Annotated in this window: 18 protein-coding genes and 1 pseudogene; 11 read left to right on the plus strand and 8 right to left on the minus strand. The window is 42.7% G+C overall.

What is annotated here, in order from left to right; genetic code table 11:
* Positions 1-129 precede the first annotated feature (129 nt).
* A complete protein-coding gene (locus L8S15_RS13720) occupies positions 130-456 on the minus strand; it encodes a helix-turn-helix domain-containing protein (protein ID WP_146493483.1) in 327 nt (108 codons plus the stop codon).
* A gap of 161 nt (positions 457-617) precedes the next feature.
* Between L8S15_RS13720 and L8S15_RS13725 the strand changes: the two genes are divergently transcribed.
* The 11 genes and pseudogenes from L8S15_RS13725 to L8S15_RS13775 all read left to right on the plus strand — a co-directional run bounded on the left by L8S15_RS13725 (position 618) and on the right by L8S15_RS13775 (position 15,069).
* Positions 618-1,031 carry a nuclear transport factor 2 family protein gene (locus L8S15_RS13725; RefSeq protein ID WP_146493482.1) on the plus strand — a complete coding sequence of 138 codons (414 nt, stop codon included), beginning with the start codon at positions 618-620 and terminating at the stop codon, positions 1,029-1,031.
* A gap of 51 nt (positions 1,032-1,082) precedes the next feature.
* Positions 1,083-2,057, plus strand: coding sequence for a zinc-binding alcohol dehydrogenase family protein (locus L8S15_RS13730; protein WP_280573638.1), 975 nt, complete (start codon positions 1,083-1,085; stop codon positions 2,055-2,057).
* A gap of 266 nt (positions 2,058-2,323) precedes the next feature.
* Positions 2,324-2,575 carry a hypothetical protein gene (locus L8S15_RS13735; protein ID WP_016797332.1) on the plus strand — a complete coding sequence of 84 codons (252 nt, stop codon included), beginning with the start codon at positions 2,324-2,326 and terminating at the stop codon, positions 2,573-2,575.
* A gap of 326 nt (positions 2,576-2,901) precedes the next feature.
* Positions 2,902-5,580, plus strand: a complete 2,679-nt coding sequence (gene ppl, locus L8S15_RS13740; protein WP_280573641.1) for an anti-phage protein Ppl — start codon at positions 2,902-2,904, stop codon at positions 5,578-5,580.
* Between the two features lie 491 nt (positions 5,581-6,071).
* A pseudogene (locus tag L8S15_RS13745) lies at positions 6,072-6,299 on the plus strand (DNA-3-methyladenine glycosylase I); the annotation flags it as partial.
* Between the two features lie 274 nt (positions 6,300-6,573).
* Entirely contained in the window at positions 6,574-7,308 is a 735-nt protein-coding gene (locus tag L8S15_RS13750) for a GntR family transcriptional regulator (protein WP_016766964.1), read from the plus strand.
* A gap of 424 nt (positions 7,309-7,732) precedes the next feature.
* A complete protein-coding gene (xdhA, locus tag L8S15_RS13755; protein ID WP_022570952.1) occupies positions 7,733-9,178 on the plus strand; it encodes a xanthine dehydrogenase small subunit in 1,446 nt (481 codons plus the stop codon).
* Positions 9,171-11,576 (plus strand): xanthine dehydrogenase molybdopterin binding subunit, encoded by a 2,406-nt coding sequence (gene xdhB, locus L8S15_RS13760; RefSeq protein ID WP_016790089.1) that lies wholly within the window; start codon positions 9,171-9,173, stop codon positions 11,574-11,576. Before xdhA ends, xdhB begins: the two co-directional genes overlap by 8 nt.
* Before the next feature lie 53 nt (positions 11,577-11,629).
* Positions 11,630-12,511: a xanthine dehydrogenase accessory protein XdhC gene (xdhC, locus tag L8S15_RS13765; protein ID WP_016785518.1), complete on the plus strand. Its 882-nt coding sequence runs from the start codon at positions 11,630-11,632 to the stop codon at positions 12,509-12,511.
* Positions 12,512-12,570: 59 nt separating this feature from the next.
* Complete coding sequence (gene guaD, locus L8S15_RS13770) at positions 12,571-13,905, plus strand: guanine deaminase (RefSeq protein WP_010432757.1); 1,335 nt, start codon at positions 12,571-12,573, stop codon at positions 13,903-13,905.
* Between the two features lie 282 nt (positions 13,906-14,187).
* Positions 14,188-15,069 (plus strand): AEC family transporter, encoded by an 882-nt coding sequence (locus L8S15_RS13775; RefSeq protein WP_010432753.1) that lies wholly within the window; start codon positions 14,188-14,190, stop codon positions 15,067-15,069.
* 111 nt (positions 15,070-15,180) lie between these two features.
* Here L8S15_RS13775 and L8S15_RS13780 read toward each other — a convergent pair whose 3' ends face one another.
* The 7 genes from L8S15_RS13780 to L8S15_RS13810 form a co-directional block, all read right to left on the minus strand.
* Positions 15,181-15,561, minus strand: coding sequence for a carboxymuconolactone decarboxylase family protein (locus L8S15_RS13780; RefSeq protein WP_280573648.1), 381 nt, complete (start codon positions 15,559-15,561; stop codon positions 15,181-15,183).
* 60 nt (positions 15,562-15,621) lie between these two features.
* Positions 15,622-15,978, minus strand: coding sequence for a MerR family transcriptional regulator (locus L8S15_RS13785; RefSeq protein WP_010432749.1), 357 nt, complete (start codon positions 15,976-15,978; stop codon positions 15,622-15,624).
* Positions 15,979-16,021: 43 nt separating this feature from the next.
* Positions 16,022-16,540 carry a hypothetical protein gene (locus L8S15_RS13790; protein WP_010432746.1) on the minus strand — a complete coding sequence of 173 codons (519 nt, stop codon included), beginning with the start codon at positions 16,538-16,540 and terminating at the stop codon, positions 16,022-16,024.
* Between the two features lie 285 nt (positions 16,541-16,825).
* Positions 16,826-18,328: an RDD family protein gene (locus L8S15_RS13795; protein WP_010432742.1), complete on the minus strand. Its 1,503-nt coding sequence runs from the start codon at positions 18,326-18,328 to the stop codon at positions 16,826-16,828.
* Positions 18,329-18,681: 353 nt separating this feature from the next.
* Positions 18,682-19,155 carry a GrpB family protein gene (locus L8S15_RS13800; RefSeq protein WP_010432739.1) on the minus strand — a complete coding sequence of 158 codons (474 nt, stop codon included), beginning with the start codon at positions 19,153-19,155 and terminating at the stop codon, positions 18,682-18,684.
* A gap of 16 nt (positions 19,156-19,171) precedes the next feature.
* Entirely contained in the window at positions 19,172-19,411 is a 240-nt protein-coding gene (locus L8S15_RS13805; protein WP_016785515.1) for a hypothetical protein, read from the minus strand.
* Between the two features lie 201 nt (positions 19,412-19,612).
* Positions 19,613-20,938: a hypothetical protein gene (locus tag L8S15_RS13810; RefSeq protein ID WP_016794355.1), complete on the minus strand. Its 1,326-nt coding sequence runs from the start codon at positions 20,936-20,938 to the stop codon at positions 19,613-19,615.
* Positions 20,939-20,965: the final 27 nt, after the last annotated feature.

A 20,965-nucleotide genomic window follows, 5' to 3' on the forward strand; every position in this document is an offset into this window, starting at 1 on the left:
TCACACGAGCTAGCCATCGTGACTAACTCAGAGCTGCCCTAAAGTTTGTTTAGACCGAGGAACACACATTTCATCTAAGCCTCATTTGACTTACTTGTTCTAATCATTGTCCTGCATTGTCTAGTGCGATCACCTATCCCAGTCGTCAGATTTGTTTACGATAATATCGACAATTTCTGCAAGTTCTTCTCCTTTTGGCGTCAACCCGTAATAAACTGTTACAGGAACCGTCTGTTCTTGTCTTCTCCAAACAAAACCTTCTCCTGTTAACAGCTTTAAACGCTCACTGAGGACTTTGCTAGACACCAAGGCTAGCTGCTTCTGTATTTGCCCAAACCGTATTTCTTTATGCTGACCGACTAACCAAACAATATGCGCAGTCCACTTTGTAGAGATCAACATTAAGTATCGGTCCGCACTACAATAGCCCTCGGGGTGTTTACCTTGCTGGCTCATAGTCCACTCCTTTTATACGTTCATATTGCATTTTCTAAAATTGGCGCACCTTACTAAGTTACCTGTAGGTACCTAGTTACTTTTAGGTAGCTAATTTCATTTAGTAACCAACTCTAATACTATCACACTATCTTTACAGAACACTAAATGAAGGAAACATTATGAAAGCTGTATGGTTGATTGCTTTAAGCGCTTTTTCTTTTTTATCTTATGGATCGACAGATTACACAAAACCGCAAACACCTAGTGAATTACACCAATTATTTGCAAAGTATTTTTCAAATAAAGATACAACTGGGCTCGCGACATTATTCCATGAAGATGCCGTATTCGTCTTAGATGCTGAAGGTAATCTCGCTAGAGGCAAAGACGCTATCGTACAGACCTTGAAAGGCTATATGCAAGGTGACGTGGAAATGGTCACACATGGCGTGTCTATTCATATCAATGGCGACACTGCACTTATCCGTTCCGACTGGGAAATCCCTAGTGTACAAACAGGAATGGCTCTAGAAGTAATGAAATATTCTGATGGCGGTTGGCTTTATGTCATCGATAACCCCAATGGCTTCTAAACAATTAGCTACCCCGTCAACATACTAAAAATTATTTAGGAATACTAAAAAATGAGAGCTCTACAAGTAACTAAATTTGGCAGCCCAGAAGTGCTAACCGTAAACCAAGTTGAAAAACCGCAAATAAGCGAAAGTCAGCTACTAATTAAAGTCGCTTATAGTGGCATTAACTTAGCAGATACGTACCTTCGTAAAGGTGCCTTCCCAGGCATACCCACCCCTCCTTTTACTTTAGGGATGGAAGGGTCAGGCATTATTGAAGAGATGGGGGCTAAAGTCAGTGGTTATAAGAAAGGACAACTTGTTACATTTTCAGCCAGTCAATCCTACGCTGAGTACGTTGTTGTCGACACTACCAGCTCATTAGAATGGGAACTAGCTGTCCCTGTGTCACTTTCACCTCTAGTAGCAAGTAGTATCAGTATGTCGGCAAGAACTGCGATTCTCTTGACCCAACGTTTGAGCAGCTCTGCGCGAAAAGTTCTCGTTCATGCTGGAGCAGGAAGCGTGGGAAGCGTTCTAGTTCAACTTCTTAAAGCTCAAGACCATGAAGTTATTGCTTTAGTCGGCTCTGATAAAAAGAAAGAATATGTACACTCATTGGGAGCAGATCATGTTTTAAATTATAAACAGGAAGGTGTCCAAAATATTATAAAATGCGAATATCCAGATGGAATAGACGCTATTTTCAATGCTACTGGCGGTAATTCTATTGCAAGAGATATCGACCTTCTTGCAAGTAATGGACATTTAATTTGGTATGGCTTCGCTGAAAATAATCAAGCCCCCAATATAGAAACAGCACTACAAAATGCCTTTATGAAGTCGATTAAGCTTGAATTATTTAATGGAGGAACCCACAGTAAACAAGGCAATGTCTCGGCGATAAAATCTATCGAGAGCTTGCTTTTAGAGCGTAAGATTAAAATGCCAGCTCACAAGATCTATTCACTCGAAGAAGGCGTAAAAGCTCATCGAGATTTAGAAAGTGGTAATACGGTAGGAAAGTTAATTCTTGAACTTTAAGAAACTGTACTGAACTATGCATGACTTTAGTCGCTAAGGTAATTTGGTCAGCTACATATAGGCTAGCCACATGATAGCAATACGAGAAGTAACCAGAAAAGTTGGAGTCGGCTGTGGAATGTAACTCAGAAATGTCCAGAACCTTGCTGACTGAGGAGCTGGCACACTTTTGCCCCATTTCATTTCAGGACAACCCCCTTACGCTATAACGAATAACTCAGTATGCTATAAATAATCTAATCTCATTTTGAATGGAAAGGCGTACTATGAGCAAAAAACGGTTGTCTGAAAAAGAACTGCTGGAGGGGATGACACCCCATACTGCGCATAGTGATGATCTAGCCGAGGTAACATTGGATGAGTTGGGCCTTGAAATCTCTGAAAGTGATTACAAGGCCGCGTTGAAGCGGATTGAATCACTGTTTGATGTGGCCGAACCTAGCACTCCTGAAGGTGAAGAGCTAGAAAGGCTAGCGGCAATGGTTGAAGAGTATGAAGAAAAGCACTTCCCCATTTAATAACTGAAACGCACTTCTTCCCCGAACCTTCACGGGGCGAACCCTAGCCCAGAAATGCCCCATTAAACGTGTTTCGTTGTTCTTTAGCTACCATTAGATGAGCTTATGACCGGCAAAGTTATTTTGGCAATGAAGCACAGAACAAACGAGTATGATTTTACATGATCCACCTCAATTCAACATCAATAGCCCATCTCCCAATCCCTACTTAGATACTCAAATTATTTCTTTGTAATGCAAACATGGACATAGCCTAGTGAAAACCTAGAAGGTAGACTATGGCGTATTGTAACGCTCTGTTTTATAAACTTTTTGGGAGGCATTTAATGTCTGTAGGTTCCAAGTGGTATAAATTCGATTTCCATAATCACACTCCTGCTTCAAATGATTATCAAGATTCTGCGCTATCCGATCGAGATTGGTTGTTTGCTTACATGAGGCAGGAAGTAGATGCTGTAGTAATCAGTGACCATAACACTGGGGCACGAATTGACAGCTTAAAAACAGAACTGCTTCAGATGAAAGTCGAAGCTGATAGTGGAGGCTTAGACGGTTTTAGGCCACTCACATTGTTTCCTGGTGTAGAGTTAACGGCTACAGGGAATGTGCATGTTTTAGCTATCTTTGATGAACTAAGTACAGGCGCTGATATTGAGCGTTTGATTGGACAGTGCAATGGAAATGCTCCTGTTCCTAGAGAGCCTAATCATCAATTAGTACTTCGAGATGGAGTTGCAAGTATAGTTAGCTCAATCAAACAGTATGAAAATGCGGTTTCTGTTCTGGCGCATATTGATGCAGCTAAAGGTGTTTTAAGTGTTACTAACCAAACTGAACTTACAGATGCTTTTGAAGCAAAACCAGATGCTTTAGAAATTCGTTTTGATCTCACCGATATAACGGATGGTACCCACAAGCGCTTGATCGAAGATTTACCTAAACTGAGAGGCTCTGATGCCCATCACCCAGACAATGCAGGCTTACGCACTTGTTGGTTAAAAATGTCAGAGTTAAACTTTGATGGATTAAAAAGCGCACTACTAGACCATAAGAACTGTGTTCTGCTTGACTCATCACCTCCTTCAGAGCCAAGTTTGCAACTTAGAAAGCTAAAATTAAAAACTAGAATTTGTAGCTCTGAAGATGGCCAGCCTACGGAGTTAGAGTTCAATCCTTTCTACAATGCGATCATTGGTTCTCGTGGTAGCGGTAAGTCTACAATTATCGAAAGTATTCGTCTTGGAATGCGAAAGGTTAACGAACTTTCTCCGAAATTAGATAAAACTCTTGAAAGGTTTAAGTCTATTGGAAAAGGTATGAGTGAAGACTCTGAGATAGAGTGCATATATCGTAAAGATGGTAGTGACTTCAAACTAACTTGGAAACCGGACAATACTACGACGCTTCATTCAATTATTGATGGAGAGTTGGTTGAAGACTTGAATTGGTCTACTGAACGATTTGGAATTTCAATATACAGCCAAAAAATGCTATTTGAATTAGCATCTGACAACGATGCTTTTTTAAAAGTATGTGATGAAAGCAAATTTGTAAACAAGCGTCAATGGAAGGAAAAGAAAGAAGAGCTTGAACGTAACTTCAAAAATGAACAGATTAATTTAAGGGATTTACTAGCAAAACAAAGTACTAGCTCAGCATTAAGTGGACAGCTTTCAGATGTGTCTCGTTCAATAGAAAAGTTGAGTGAAAGCCCTTACTACACAGTAAAAACAAATCTTAGTCGACTGGAGTCAGAACATTTTCTAATTCATGAAGTTCTTGATTCTGAAATGGCTTTTCTAGATAACATCGATAGTAAGATGCCGGCACAAACGTTACACACAGAGCCTACAGACCACTCAGAGCAGTATCATAAAGTGGTACAACAATTCCAAGTTATTCAAGCTCAAGGTAATCGGAACATCAGATCTGCGTTAGAGAGTGCCAGACAACAATATGCTGCTTTGTATAGAAGTGCTCAAATAACAGAACTAGCTGACCTGATTGCTGCTGAAAAAGAAAATGTGGATCGCGAGGCAAACTCCTTGAGAGCTCAAGGCTTGGATCCGGATAAGTTAGACAGCTTAGTCGAACAGCAGACGAATTTATCGGTTGAGCTGCGAGAATACAATAATTTAGATGTAAAAATAACTCAAGCAAAACAGAACATTACACAGATACTTACCGAAATAAAAGAGCATAGAAAGGTCTTAACAGAGAGGAGAAAAGAATTTATTGCCTCTTTGAACTTAGATGGTCTTGAAATCAAAGTCTTGCCTTTAAATGCACCACCTAAATCAATAGTAGAGAGCTATCAAGAGGTTACTGGTATTCAAGCCTTCTCTGAACGCATATATGACCAAGAATCAGGCTCGGGTTTTATAAAGCAGTTCATTGAACATCAAACATATGCCCCAATCGATCGTATGATTGAACAAAAATACGCATACTTAGAGGCGCTGAAGGAGCGTCATCTGAAAATTGTTGATGGCACTCTAACTGAACAAATCGATATTCATGGTTCGTATAGAAATCGTATTGCTTCTCTCTCAGGTGACTCACTTGATAATCTCATGTGTTGGTTTCCAGATGATGGGATACACATTCGCTATCGAGCATTGAATAGTAGGATGGAAGACATTGAATCAGCGTCACCAGGACAGAAAGCCGCTAGTATGCTGCAATTCCTGTTGTCTTACGGTACGGACCCTCTGTTGTTGGATCAACCAGAAGATGACTTAGATTGTATGATGTTGAGCCAAAGTGTAATTCCAGCTATTGCTGCAAATAAGCAAAGAAGGCAACTAATCATTGTCTCTCACTCCGCACCTATTGTTGTCAATGGTGATGCAGAGTATGTGATAAGCATGATTCATGACAAAAATGGTCTAAGGCCTAATATCTGTGGGGCACTGCAAACACAAAGTGTCAAAGAATTGATATGTAATCAGATGGAAGGTGGTGAAAAAGCATTCCGTTCACGGTTTAGTCGTATCTTGAGTTAGGCTAACTATACGCAGAACTTACTTACAATTATTTATCCGAAGCAACCAAGTTGGGTATCTCGCCTAACTTGGTTTTGTCCAAAAACTTGTTAGGAAGCGATCAATCTTTATTGTCACTCTATGTACTCCAAGGGTCGAATGAAGCGCGCATATGATCAAACATTGCTTCTCAATTTGTCTTTTGGTGTGTCAAGTCTCCACATTTTTGATCATGCTTTTTTGTCGGACGACAGAAAACCAATCGATCACGTGCTCATTGAGTCTAGAGTAGTTCTTATTGCATCGGGAATAACAAAAAACAGGTTGCAGAGCAATTGAAAATTGGTGAAGCCACACGTCCAGAGACGCTTGAAAAAGAAAACTCAATAGCAATTTCAGTATATCTAATTAGTATATATACTAGTATTCTATGTTTCTCAATATCGTTGATTTTAAAGTTATTAAATCACTCAATCATAAGAATAGTATATTTTTTGTGGTTATAGGACATTAATACTGGAGCCTACACTCTGCGCCAAATGGGTAAAGATACTTTTATCTTATCTTCTGACGTTGAAGCGCATCTGCGCAGTACCGATGTGGTCGATAGTGGTCGTAACACCAAGCGAGCACAACTGGCAGCGGGTAAAGCCTTCAACGAATGGCAGCAACAGTCAGGTCGTAGCCTGAGCGAAATCAGTCAGATCGTGGCATACAGCTGCGGCGATAATCGAGTATAGCTTTAAACAGAACGCGCATTTAGCTTTAATTACATACACACTTAGCTTCGACCAGATGCGCACTAAGCTTTAAACCAAAACTCACTTTTTAAAAAGTACATAGTTCAATATTGCACCGATTTGTACGAAACTGAATGTTATAAGTCGTTAACAAATAAGCGTACATCGCACTTTCAGCCAGTGGCATTGTATAGATAAGTGTATACAATGTAAGGTAACACTCACGAATCATGCTCAACCCACCCTACTCGACTAAACAAGGGCCCTTATCTCTATGACAGCTCTCAAAAACTCTGTCTCCAAAGGTATAAATACAAAAGTATCAGGCCAGACTCAAGACGATGTTGTTTACTGCCATATCTTCGACGCGATACTAGAACAAAGGCTGCCACCAGCCACCAAATTAAGCGAAGAAGCCCTCGCAGAAATCTTTGGCGTTAGCCGTACTATTATCCGTCGTGCCTTACTACGACTCTCTTTGGAGCAAGTTGTGGTGATCCGCCCTAACCGAGGAGCTGTGATTGCGGCTCCAACAGTAGACGAAGCCAAACAGATATTTAAAGCACGTGAAGTAATGGAAATTGCTATCACCGAGCTAGCCGTTAAAAACGCGACCAAAGCTCAAATCGAAGAGTGCAGAAAATTGGTCGCGAAAGAGAACTGTGCTTTCGACCAAGGTGATTACGGCTCTGGCTTACGTTTGTCTGGAGAGTTCCACATCAAACTGGCTGAAATGGCCGAAAACGCTCCACTGCTGGCTTTCCAACGCAGTTTAGTATCGCAAACCTCACTGCTGATCGCTCAATACGAAACGGGCAACCACTCAAACTGTTCTTTAGACGAACACTCCGGCTTACTGGATGCAATAGAGTCAGGCAACGAACAACAAGCCGTCGAGTTGATGCAAGAACATCTAAGCCATATTCGTTCTAAACTCAACCTAGACAGCAGCACAGCTTCTAGTGATCTACATGTGGTATTCTCCGATCTGCTTAAGAAGAAATCATAGTCCTTTAAACAACAATTTTTATAAATCGACAGAAGTGAACCAATTGTGTTCACTTCTCTTCTTTATACCTGAATCCCTCTTTTTACCTTATAAAATCAACGCAGCTTTGCCCGGAAATTTTGCTCTGTATTACCTCAACACTTCAGAAAAGTTGAATAGTAACGATACTTCACATCACAAAAACTCCTCTTAATTTGTATACATAGTCAAAACCCAACCTTCACCAAAAAACTTCTAAATAACCAGTCAAGTCCATATAAAGCAAGTCACTACAATAGAAATTAAATTGTACACAATCCACCAAAGCGCCATATTGTTGCGTTTTTGTAAATAAATAGTTGACCCTTAGGTCAGGATGGATAATTATTGACCTAGAAGTCAAAAAGAATACACATGGAAATATGTCGATTTACAAGGAGGTCTCTTGATTACTTTTTTGCTCAATCAGGAAATAAGACGTGAAGATAATCTGTCGCCAAATATGACAGTGCTCAACTACCTTCGTACCAAAGTTAATAAAACGGGTACAAAAGAAGGTTGTGGGTCGGGTGACTGTGGTGCATGTACGGTAGTTCTGGGTGAAGTGGTTAATGGACAGCTGCAATACCGCTCGGTGAACTCTTGCCTAACTTTCGTTTCAGCGCTGCATGGCAAGCAACTGATCACAGTAGAAGATCTACAAAACCGAGATCGCTCTTTGCACCCAGTACAGAAGGCGGTGGTAGATTTTCACGGTTCACAGTGTGGTTACTGCACACCGGGCTTCATCATGTCGATGTTTGCACTAGGCAAGAACAAACCCGATGCAAGTAAAGAAGACGTCATGGAATCACTGGCGGGTAACTTATGTCGCTGTACTGGCTACCGACCAATTGTTGATGCTGCGATGTCACTTTCAACAGACCAGCCTTTGATCGACCAATTTGCTGAGCTTGAACGCAACACCATCAAGAAGCTAGAAAGTATTCAAGACACCGAAGCCAACTTACGCCTTGGTCACCTCACCGCTTTTTCCCCGAAAAGCACCGATGAACTGGCCAAGCTTTTTCAAGCGCATCCGAACGCTAAGCTGGTTGCTGGCGGTACGGATTTAGCACTGGAAGTGACGCAACTCCATCGCGAGATTGAAACACTGATCAGCGTGAACCTTGTTGAAGACATGAAGGTATGTGAAGAGACCGACACCGATTTAATCATTGGTGCCAACCTGCCTATCAGTGATTCTTACTCACTACTGAAAAAGCACTACCCAGATTTTGGTGAACTGTTGCATCGCTTTGCTTCACTGCAAGTACGCAACCAAGGCACCATCGGCGGCAATGTAGCCAATGCTTCACCTATCGGTGACACCCCTCCTCTGCTGATTGCCCTGAACGCGAAGATCAAACTTCGTTGCGGTGACGAGTCTCGCACAATGCCGATTGAAGATTACTTCATCAGCTACAAAGTGACAGCGCAGAAAGAGAGTGAGTTCATTGAACAGATCATCATTCCTAAAACAAGCAACGACAGCTTTCGAGCTTACAAACTGTCTAAACGTTTAGACGATGACATCTCTGCGGTGTGTGGTGCGTTTGATATTCAAATCGAAGATGGCAAGGTTTCTTACGCTCGTATCGCCTTCGGTGGTATGGCTGCAACACCTAAGCGCGCGGCGCGTTGTGAAAATACGTTATTAGGTAAACCGTGGACAGACGCTAATATTAAGTTAGCGATGCAGGAACTGTATAACGACTTTGAGCCGCTATCTGATTTCCGTGCCAGCCAAGAATACCGTTCATTGTCGGCGGCCAATATGTTGCGCCGTTACTTCATTGAACGACAGAACAAAAACAACCAAATCGAAACAAGGGTAACGTCTTATGTCTAAATCAAATTCCTCTGGTCACAAGAGCAATGCGATGACCCACGAAGAGATGGTTACCATTGCAAAACAAGACCTAAAAACTGGCGTAGGTAAAAGCGTTAAACACGACAGTGCAGCCAAGCAAGTCACAGGCGAAGCGGTGTACATTGATGATCGCCTAGAGTTCCCGAATCAGCTGCACGTATACGCACGCCTGAGCACGCAAGCGCACGGCAACATCACCAAAATAGACCTATCTCCGTGTTACGAATTCGAAGGCGTGGCGATTGCCATTCAAGCCAAGGACGTACCGGGTGAACTAGATATCGGTGCCATCCTACCGGGTGACCCACTGCTCGCTGATGGCAAAGTAGAATACTACGGCCAACCTGTGATTGCCGTGGCAGCCAACGATTTAGAGACGGCACGCAAAGCCGCACATGCAGCCATTATTGAATACGAAGAGCTACCCGCCATTCTTGATGTAAAAGAAGCGCTAGAGAAAGAGCACTTCGTAACAGAAAGCCACACTCAACAACGTGGTGACTCGAAAGCCGCGCTGGCAAAAGCGAAACATGTGATCTCAGGTGATCTAGAGATCGGCGGCCAAGAGCACTTCTACCTAGAAACTCAAATCAGTAGCGTGATGCCAACCGAAGACGGCGGCATGATCGTGTACACCTCGACTCAAAACCCGACCGAAGTTCAAAAGTTGGTTGCGGAAGTGATTGGCGTGCCGATGCACAAAGTCGTGATTGATATGCGTCGTATGGGTGGTGGTTTCGGTGGTAAAGAGACTCAAGCGGCCTCTCCAGCATGTATGGCTGCGGTTATTGCCCACCTTACAGGCCGACCAACCAAAATGCGTTTGCTGCGCAATGAAGACATGCAGCAAACCGGTAAACGCCACCCGTTCTACAACCAATATACGGTCGGTTTTGACGACAATGGTATGATTCAAGGTGCCGACATTACCGTTGCAGGTAACTGTGGTTACTCGCCAGATTTATCAAGTTCTATCGTCGACCGAGCAATGTTCCACTCAGACAACGCCTATTACTTAGGTGATGCAACTGTGGTCGGTCATCGATGCAAAACCAACACGGCATCGAATACCGCTTACCGTGGCTTTGGTGGTCCGCAAGGCATGATGACCATCGAACACATCATGGACGAGATTGCGCGTTACCTGAAAAAAGATCCTTTGGAAGTACGTAAGGCGAACTACTACGGCGAAGAAGGCCGTAACGTGACCCATTACTACCAAACCGTTGAAGACAACTTTTTACCTGAGATAACTGAACAGCTTGAACGCAGCAGTGACTATCACGCACGTCGTAAAGACATTGCCGAGTTCAACAAGCAAAGCCCTATTTTGAAGAAAGGCCTTGCGATCACACCAGTGAAATTTGGCATCTCGTTTACTGCGACTTTCTTGAACCAAGCAGGTGCGCTCATCCATATCTACACCGATGGCAGTATTCATTTGAATCACGGTGGTACGGAAATGGGGCAAGGCTTGAACATCAAAGTGGCACAAATCGTTGCACAGGAGTTCCAAGTCGATATCGAACGTATCCAGATCACCGCTACAAACACAGGCAAAGTTCCGAACACATCACCAACCGCAGCCTCATCGGGCACCGACCTCAACGGTAAGGCCGCGCAAAACGCCGCAATGACCATTAAGCAGCGTCTGATTGACTTCGCGGCTTCGCACTTCAAAGTGTGGCCTGAAGAAGTGGTATTTAAGAACGGCATGGTGCAAATCCGCGATGAGATCATGACCTTCAACTCGTTTGTTGAACTGGCTTGGTTTAACCAAATCTCGCTGTCGAGCACTGGCTTCTACCGCACTCCGAAGATCTATTACGATCACGAGAACGCGCGCGGTCGCCCGTTCTACTACTACGCATACGGAGCATCTTGCTCAGAAGTTATCATCGATACCCTAACCGGTGAAAACAAGATTCTGCGTGTCGATATTCTGCATGATGTGGGCGCTTCACTGAACCCTGCGATTGATATCGGCCAAGTCGAAGGTGGCTTTGTGCAAGGTGTCGGTTGGTTAACGACGGAAGAGTTGGTTTGGAACCAGCAAGGCCGCTTGATGACCAATGGTCCTGCGAGTTACAAGATCCCGGCGATTGCTGATATGCCAATTGATTTCAGAACGCATCTTTTAGAAAACCGTAACAACCCAGAAGACACCGTCTTCAACTCGAAAGCCGTGGGTGAACCGCCTTTCATGTTGGGTATGTCGGTATGGAGCGCACTGAAAGACGCCATTAGCTATGTCGCCGTCGATGGGGCGATTCCTAAGCTCAACACACCTGCAACGCCAGAACGTATTCTGATGGCGATTCAGGAAGTCACTGAAACGGCTCCGACTTCGGTCGATGCTCAATCAGAAACGGCTTAAGGCTCATATCGATCGTTTAGCTTGGGAAGCATAAAAGGGATTTAGGAGGACATATGTTTAAGGATAATTGGATTCACGAACTGGCAAAACTGGAAGAGAACTACGAGCCATGTGTAATGGTGACGGTGCTCGAAGACAGGGGGTCTGTTCCACGCGATGCGGGCACAAAAATGCTTGTCACTCGTGACCGAATCATAGCCACGATTGGTGGTGGTCACCTTGAACATGTGGCCACTAAAATGGCTCGCGAAATGCTGATTGCCAGCGAAAAATCGCTCAAAGTGGAACGCTTCAACCTAGGCGCTCGTTTAGGCCAATGTTGTGGCGGAGTGGCAACGTTAAGCTTCGAACCGATTGGCACTCAGCAGAACCACCTTGTGCTGTTCGGCGCAGGCCATGTTGCCAAAGCGCTGCTGCACATTGTCGCAACCCTGCCCTTCCGCGTGACCTGGATTGATGAGCGTGAAGAAGTATTCCCTGAAACGCTGCCACACGGTGTTAAAAAGCTTGTCTCAGATGATCCGGTTGGCGAAGTGAAACACATGCCACCGAACAGCTATTACCTTGTGATGACGCACAACCACCAGCTCGATTTCGACCTGACCAAAGCGATTATTGACCGTGAAGATAGCCGTTACTTTGGCATGATTGGTTCGCTTACGAAGCGTAAGAAATTCGACTTCCGCTTAGAGCAGCGTGGCTACAGCCAGGAACAGATAGAAACTATGCTTTGCCCGATTGGCATTAGCACCGTGAATGGCAAACACCCTGCGGAAATTGCGGTATCGGTTGCAGGTGAATTGATCGCACACTATCAAGGCCAAGCGCTTGAACAAAAGCGCCCGACCAAACACTATCGAAATCAAGATTTGACCGTTCAACACAGTCAATCAAGCGATATAGGTGAGCCACCATTGGAAGAAAAGATCGCCTAACACAAGTCGCAAAGCTTCAATGGACAAGATCTCACTGAAGTCATTAAAAGGAAGTAAACATGACAACGCAACGCAAAGCTTATCGCGCCAGTATTTTACATAGCGTAGCCGATCCAAAAGATGTCGGTATCGATGAGTCTTACGACTATTTTGAAGACGGTGTTTTAGTCATAGAGAACGGCCATGTCGTCGATTTAGGGCATGCCAATGAAGTATTGGCTCGCCAACCAAAAACACTCGAAGTAAAAGAATACAAAGATAAGCTGATCACCTCTGGCTTTATTGATACGCACATCCACTACCCTCAAACAGGGATGATTGCATCTTATGGTGAGCAGCTTCTTGATTGGTTAGAAAACTACACCTTTCCAGAAGAAAAGCGCTTCAAGAACCCCGTCTACGCACAAAAAGTAGCCAAACTATTTCTTGACGAACTGGCCAGCAACGGTACGACTACAGCATTGGTATTCGGCACCGTACACAAAGAGTCAGTGAATGTATTCTTTGAAGAAGCCGAAAAGCGTAACCTACGCATGATAGCGGGCAAGGTACTGATGGATCGCAATGCGCCCGATTACCTCACAGATACACCAGAATCAGGCTATGCTGAATCCAAGGAACTGATTGAGAAATGGCACAACCGCAGACGTTTGCTTTACGCCGTGACACCTCGCTTTGCCCCAACCAGTACACCAGAGCAACTTGCTACTGTCGGTAAACTGCTAGAAGAATATCCCGATGTGTACATGCATACTCACCTTTCTGAAAACGAGAAAGAGATCGAGTGGGTGAAATCGTTGTTCCCAGAGCGCAACAGTTACCTAGATGTGTATGACCATTACGGATTGCTTCACAAGCGTTCGGTATTTGCTCATGGTATTCACCTTTCTGATTGTGAATGCAAACGCCTTGCCGATACTGAATCTGCCATCGCATTTTGCCCAACCTCAAACCTATTCTTAGGCTCGGGCTTGTTTCGATTACCTGAGATGGAAGATCACGGCATTCGTGTCGGTATGGGTACCGACGTAGGCGCTGGTACTAGCTTCTCAATCCTGCAAACCATGAGTGAAGCGTACAAAATCATGCAGCTACAACATAAGAAGCTGCACCCGGCTAAGTCGCTGTTCTTAGCAACACTAGGCGGGGCACGTTCACTGCATTTAGAAGACAAGATTGGGAACTTGGAAGTCGGAAAAGAAGCGGATTTCGTGGTATTGGATCTACACGCCACTCAGCTGATGCGTTTTAGAATGGAACAAACCACTAAGCTTGAAGAGAAACTGTTTGTATTAATGAGCTTGGGTGACGACAGAACCGTTAGCGAGACTTATATCTACGGCGAAAAAGCCTACGACGTTAACTTTAAAGATTATAAGAAGCTCGTTAGCTAATCTTAAAGTCGAGTAACAATCGCTAGATAGCGGCAACCGTCGTTTATTAAATAATCCGTCCAGATTTATCTAGCTTTTAAAGACCAGCCGTTAACACTGCTGGTCTTTTTTTGTCATTAATTCAAAGAAATATAAATTATTGCTCATCGTGTGCTTCATACCCATGACGTGGCCGGCTTATATTGATAGGTTAGGTTTACTCGGTGAGAGTTTGCACATTTTTTCAGACAGTCAGCTTTTTCCGTTTAAAACAGAACCAACACTCTCTTAGAAAGGAATTCTATGTTTGAACAGGTCGTCAGCATTCTGTTTCCCGTTTTTGCTTTAGCCAGTGCTGGCTTTGCAGTCGGTCGTTGGCTTAAGCCCGATTTTAAACCAATCAATCGCATCAACATGGATGTGTGTATTCCTGCGCTAGTATTTGCATCGCTGACCACCATGCCTCTCGACACAGAACAACTGCCACTCATCACCGCTTCTTTAGTTGCGGTACTAGTGCCAGCATTGTTGATGATTCCGATCTGTAAGATCTTTAAGCTCAACTTCAAAGCTTGGGCTCCCCCACACATGTTTCGTAACAGTGGCAACCTTGCAATTCCCCTGTTCACTTATACCTTTGGCGAAAGCGCATTAGCCCCTGCAGTACTGCTATTTGTGGTGTCGGCATGTGTCCATATTAGTGTAGGTTTGGCATTACTAAGTGATGGTAACCCGATAAAACAGATTCTTAAGATGCCGATCTTCTTAGCCGCTGCATTAGCGATGACGCTCAACCTGTCTGGCATTGCAGTGTGGAATCCAATCTATGAAGCCACATCGCTACTCGGCCAAGCCGCCGTGCCTATCATGTTGTTGTCGCTGGGCTCGCAAATGGTGAACTTAAAGCTAAGCGGACTCAAAGTTGGCTTATTTTGTACCGCTCAATCGCTGTTTACAGGATCCATCGCCTTTACCATCATCTACTTCTTTATCCCGTTGCCTACGTTGCACCTACAAATGATGGTGTTGTTCACCATGTTGCCACCCGCCGTGATGAACTACCTGTTCGCTGAAAGGTTCAATGTAGAACCTCCGAAGGTCGCGTCTATGGTGTTGTTTGGTAACTTCTTGAGCGTGATTACCTTACCGATTTTGCTGTCGTTCGCGCTGTCTTTGTCGCCTTAAAGAACCACGAACCTTCAGGTTTACGACCTTTAAAACTTAACAAATCAATAAAAAGGGAGCGCAACTTAGCAGAGTTGGCGCTCCCTTTTCAGACTATATTTTCTGTTTATCTTAGGCTGTGTTTCTTTCAGCAAGCACTTCCTTGAAAGCAAACATGCCATTGAGTGCCGAAGGGAATCCCGCATAGACCGACATCTGCAATATCACTTCTTTGATCTCTTCCTCGCTACATCCAACATTGAGTGCTGCATTCAAATGTACCTTAAGCTGAGGCGTACAATTGCCAAGTGCAGTGAGAGCTGCCACGGTCGCAATCTCTCGCGATTTCAAATCCAAACCGGTGCGTGAATAGATGTCACCAAAGGGATACTCGATAGTATATTTGGCAAGATCAGGACAGATATCTTGCAGGCTTTCGATAACCTGTTGCCCTGCTTCTCCGTCGATATGATTAAGCCTTTCTAAGCCAGTTTCAAAACGTGATTGATTCATGAGTCTGTTCCTGTATTTATAGTTCACAGGAACACCTTACAAGTTAGAGTCGACTCTAAGTCAACGGACTTTTCCATCTCGATACAAACTAATTTTTTGCTCTAACGCTGCCAGATGTTTTTGTTGCTCTTCGATATGAGCTCGCAAATTCTGTTGATGTTGTTCGAGTAACACTTGCCGCTGAGAAGTCGACTCTGGCCCTAACTCCCTCAGCTTTGCGTACTCTAGAATTTCATCCAGTGGCATTGCGGTATCTTTCAGGCGCTTCACAAACTCAATCCAAGTAACGTCCTTCGATGTATACACTCGATGGCCGCTACTGTTTCGTTGAATATTTTTCAGCAAGCCTATTTTTTCATAATAGCGAAGCGTGTGAGCCGACAACCCCACCAACCGAGAAAACTCACTCACATTCATTACTTCACCTTTTCTATCTGGGTATAAGTACTAGGAACTCAAACTATGCGCACTTATCTAATTTGAGCTCTGCGGTCACTTTCGTCAAACGTAAAGCAATAGCAAAACACACTAAGTAAGGACTCACATACCAAAAGATGCTTTCTAGTGGCTGCTTCACCTGCGCTTCTCTGGTTTTTATGTACTGGTTTTTCTGCTTCTCATACTGACTCAGCATACCACTCACCCACACGGCGTCGCTTTCCACCAGCGATACGCTAGGTTCAGGAACCGTAAAATCGGCAGCATTGGGCAACAGAGTGAAATCGACATCTTTGAATGTGATCGCTGTATTCAAATACCACAAACACGCTTCGTGGTACTGACCATTAATGTCTAAAGACGGCTGACCGGTGCAGAGATCACTTCTTAATTTATCCAAAGAAAACTGCTGAATCGACTCTAAAATAGCGACCGCTCTGGTTTGTTCTGTCTCAACCCAATCACCGGCCACCGATGCGCGAATTTCAGACACAGCACCAAGCATGCCGATACCCGCCAACAACGGCCATAAATAATCCATCAATTTCCACTTTCGTCGGCTCAAGTTGAACCCACACAAAATTGGAATATGTAAGATGAGCGTTAGCCCTAGTGATAGCAAAACGAAATTCAAAGAGCTAGAGAGCATGAGTTCGCTATCGAAGAAGTTCTTCATAATGAGAAACTTGCCTGTATAACAAAGAGAAATTTGATACTAGGTTCGATATTTGAAAAGAGTGTAAGGGGAAGGTAAAAACAGCACCAAGATTGGCGTTGGCGCTGTTTATTTGAGCATATAGTTACCGAGACTAAACTTACTTCGGAATTATTTGATGGTACTAAAATCGAGGTTTCTAGGAACAGCAACACTAACAACCTGGCTTCCCGCGATTAAGTCATGCAAGCAACGTCTGTTTTTACGTAAAGCAAATAGATAGTTTAGCAACGCAATAAATTGACCAATCAAAGGGATATATATAACGACTGTCATCGGTAGGACTCGTTTACCCAGTATATTGAACAACCCCATTTGTTCGCCCTTCATATCGACAATCGCGATTTCCATTACATTTTTGCCAATAGTCTGCCCTTTCTTATGCAGCAAATAACCATTCAACAAAAGGAACACGAACCAACCGTAAGCAGTGACAGCTATTAGTTCTGCTGTATCAGCCGTCCCTGTTTCAAATATTTTTTGGAAATAATCGGTATAGAGATAAATTGGCGTCACAGTAGCTACAGCAATTAGGACATCAATAAAAATGGCCCAAAAGCGTAACCATCTAGACGCAAGTCTTACTTCAGGTACATTTTCAACTGTCGGTGACAGGCTTTCTAATGATTCGTGCTTATTTTTCCCCAAATTGTTGGCTGACACACTAACAACTTGAGTGCCTGCGATTAAGTCATGCAAGCAACGTCTGTTTTTTCGGAAAATAAAAAGAGAATCCAACATGGATATTAAATGGCCAGTGATAGGTATAATAGTAAAGGTAATCATAGGTATCATTCGTTTACCCACTATTTTATATAACCCTATAGATTTACCTTCCATATCGACAATCGCAATTTCCATTAGATGTTTGCCAATCGTCTGTCCCTTCTTATTCAGTAAATACCCATGTACCAATAAAAACATCAGCCCTAAATAGGCATAGACAGCAGCGACTTCTCTAAGGTCTATCACCCCTGTATCGATTGTTTTTTGAAAATAATCTGTATACATAAAGATTGGCGCAATGATGGCAGCCGTAATAACACCATCAATAAAAAACGCTAAAAGACGAGGCCATCGAGATGCAGGGATAACTTCCGTTGTATTTTCACTAATTTCAGAGTTGTCGCTACCTGAACTTTTCTTTGAAACAATGACAACTTGAGTGCCAGCGATTAAGTCATGTAAGCAGCGTTTGTCTTTGCGAAAAACAAACAGATAATCTAACGTCGGTATAAATGGACCAATAAAAGGTATGTAAGCTATAGCCACCATAGGAATGATTCGTTTGCCCACTATGTTTAGCAAACCTATTTGTTTACCTTCCATATCGACAATCGCAATATCCATTAGATTTTTACCAATTGTCTGCCCCTTCTTGTGAAGTAAGTACCCTTGGCACAAAAAGTAAACCACCCAACCATAAACAGTCAGAGCAACTTGTTCTGTTAGCTCAATGGTTTCACTGGAAAGCAATTTATCGTACAAACCGCCATATAGAAAAACAGGAACAATGAAAATCGCACACACGAAAACATCAATGATAGATGCCCATAAACGAGACCATCGAGACGCGAGTACAATTGCAGGGGTGTTTTCTATTGCTTCAGACATGTCCTTTCCTAAGGTGGTATTGATTATTGGCGTAGAGGAATCGATTTTGATAGCGCCAAGTTGACGTACTGATAGACAAATCTTGAAATTATTCCGAAAGAAAACACTTTGCTTTCAACGGATAAGTCACGCTTTATAAAATCACGCGAAACATAACACAAACCTATAACTCCACTAATATTCCATGCAATATATGTGAGCTTAGTTGCGTAAATTTTAGCAATTAAACCTTGGTAAGATAGTTTGAAGGAAATTTAAGAGGATAAATCTTCACAGGCTCGTTGTTTTTGCTTAACACTCTGTATTAATAAGATTTTTGTTAATTAAAAAATGAGATATTAGGGGCACTGTTGCTATTTCACAGCCAGCACATGCTCGATAAAGTCAGACTTCTTTTCACGGTACTCATCTTGTGGCCAACCTTCGCAAGACATTTTGAAGGTGTTATATTGCTGAACTAATGCCGGATTCGCACGTAGCTTGTCACGAAACCTTAGAAAGCATTCGAACTCAGAACCATTGGCGACCACTTGCAACGCCACATCATCCCCTGATGTAGACGCCAACATACAAAGTTCGGGTGTTCTTAAGGTATCGAGTTTCTCTTTAAAGCCAAGTGTTGTGAGTCTCTCTATAACATCCTCAAGTTCGCCAAGTTCAACACCTACGAAGATATCCAAATCACCCTTAGACAAGGCAAAAGGAATAGAAGATGCGCCTACGTGCTCAACTCTCGCGTTAGGGATTAGCTTTTTGATGTCACGTCCGTATCGGACAAACAGCTCATTGCAAGCCGCTTGATATTGTTCAGCGGGGTAAAATTTCATGTATCCTCACTCCGAATCACAAACTATTGAACACACCAATTACTAACAGAAACAACACGATGCTAATAGCTCCGATATAGGAGATTCTGATTCGCTCTTTTTCAGTTGGAATCAATGAGGGAAAGCGCCCTAGTGTGAATGCTTTACAGACTATCCAGCCAGATCCGTAACCAATGAACTCAATCAGTAACGACTGAAACATATATCTGAAGAATGCACTTAATGCCCTAAAATACGCGACTATCACCTCTTCCATTTTCTGCCCTAATTAAAGTCAATTTAGAACAGAAAGTGCCATGGGTAGAGATTCAGATCAAGAACCTTATATGGAACTATCGGTGCGATAACCAGCCCTATTTCATTCTACTCAATGAGGCAATAAAAAATGCAGCTAGGGAAAGCGCCAACTGTTTTAATTAGCGCCTTAAGTCAGTTAAACAAAAAATTTATTCGCTCACTAACAAACCTGATTAGAACAACGAACAGCGAGACAATCAACTAATTCACGTTGATATTTCTCGACAACTGAAAAAGAAAGAATAGGCTTAAGTAGTTGCTGAATGTCCTCAACTGAAGTATTAGAAAGTAGTGTTCCTTTATAATTTATCGATAGATTTTCTTGAGAGTTAGGGCTCTTAGTTCCTAACAATATGTTTAGCTTAACCATACGAGCAAGCTCTTCCTGATATAAAAAGAAATTGCGTAAATGCGTATCGTTAACATAAGATTTAGCGTCTTGATGAACAGTTAACACATCTTCAATCATCTTATTTAGCTTACTTCGAGATTCAATAGCGGTTTCCATTATTTTTAGCCATTGGTTTTCTTCTTGGGTCAACAATGATAATAAAAATAACGTCCGAGCCTTATTATAATCAATAAACCCCGGCCACATAATATCATCGCCACACGCTAGATGCGCTCGCTCAAACTGCTCACATGCTGATCTAAAGTACAAGATTGCATCTTCTTTATGAGAAGGAGATATAGAGCTCACTTTGTCTAGTAACAAATCAACGCCGCCAATAGACAGAATATCTACGTCCTTCAAACCCAAAGAACTAGAAAGAACATACATTGCTTTTTTATTAAAATAGAGTCCTAAGTAATTATGATATATCGTTTTAGTAACTGGATTACGAAGAATTGGGCCTCTAACGTGCAGTAAATCAGCATGAATGTTGAAATTCCTATCCGCTACAAAACTCTGATAAGAAACGACAGCTTTGAACAGCTTTATCGTCTCGGTAATCTGAATAGCATTACCTTTACTAATGGAATGCAAGATACCACGCCTTCTCTCTACTTCAACAAGGATAGAGTCCATACGTTTTCGATACTCCAGCTTATCAATATCGCTGGCGTTAAACACCGCTGGAAACAATACGATCAGGTCAATCATATATTGAAGAGTATCGGCGAAAAGAACAGCTGTGTCAGATTCCTTTTTTAACTTAATTTCTATTGATTTGAATAACTCTTCACCGAGCTCTTTTTCATTACTATGCTGGAATCGATTCACTAGTTCAGGTACCGATATTACATAGTTTTCATTATCAAGAATATTACCGTCCATTTTAGTAATATTGTTTACACTATCAATTGATGTATAGGTACGAACAGCTATAAAAAGAGCCAAGACAGCTATACAAAAGCCAACAATTGATATAGTAAAGTTAAGTAGGTCTTTACCTTCTTTTATGTAGTAAATCCAAATCGCAAATGCTGCTGATAGAGCAACAAGTATCGCAATCACAAAATATATTATCCTAATCGCTCTCATACATTCCCTTTAATATTTTTATTAGAT

Origin of the sequence: Vibrio sp. S/42/10 (assembly GCF_029890535.1) — a bacterium.
Lineage (GTDB): Bacteria > Pseudomonadota > Gammaproteobacteria > Enterobacterales > Vibrionaceae > Vibrio > Vibrio cyclitrophicus.